Origin of the sequence: Sulfolobus sp. B1 (genome assembly GCF_007050195.1) — an archaeon.
In the GTDB taxonomy this organism is placed as follows: domain Archaea; phylum Thermoproteota; class Thermoprotei_A; order Sulfolobales; family Sulfolobaceae; genus Saccharolobus.
In genome coordinates, this window is sequence record NZ_QIMI01000344.1 from 1 (window position 1) to 642 (window position 642).

Genomic DNA, 642 nt, shown 5'->3' on the forward strand with positions numbered 1-642 from the left:
CCATGCTTGCTAGCCTATGTTTTAAGCTCCTAAAAACTAGTTCTACTAAGCTTCTCTTGCCAAAAGTTTCAACCTCGTGTTTTGCATTGAACCAAGAGAATGCCTTGTAGACTGATGCCTTATCGTGTAGGAAGATAACCTTATCCCTCCAATTCTCAAGCTTAATACCATTTAATATCACATAAACGTGGAAACCACTCCTAAGACTAGTCAACATGAAGAACACAACAAGCCCAGACTCGTAATGCCTAACAACCCATAAGTAGTAATACTCACCATTAACCCTCAAAACCTTAGTCTCATCAACGAGCAAATAATCCCCACGCTTAACATCAACCTTAACCTCATAATTAACATTAGCCAACTTGTGAAAATAGTAGAGCAAGGTAGTGTGAGGTAATAAAGTCCTCCAACTTGACAAGCCTAGCAAGTAAGAGGTTAAGGCTAATGCAATATCATCCAAGGAATGAAACCTAGGCTTAACACTTATATACTTTAAAAGGGTAGAGATAATTTGGGTGAGGGCGAGGAAATCAAACCTATTGATATTCTCACCCCCATAAATAACTCGCCCTCACCCTAAAAACACTTTTCCACAATAAAGAAAATTCAATTTATATCAAAACAACCAAATTGTTGTCC

At 38.0% G+C, this 642-nt stretch carries 1 pseudogene; it reads right to left on the bottom strand.

The annotated features are described in order from the left end of the window. Positions 1–463 (bottom strand): annotated as a pseudogene (locus DMP16_RS10620) (IS6 family transposase); the annotation flags it as partial. Between the last annotated feature and the right edge of the window lie 179 nt (positions 464–642).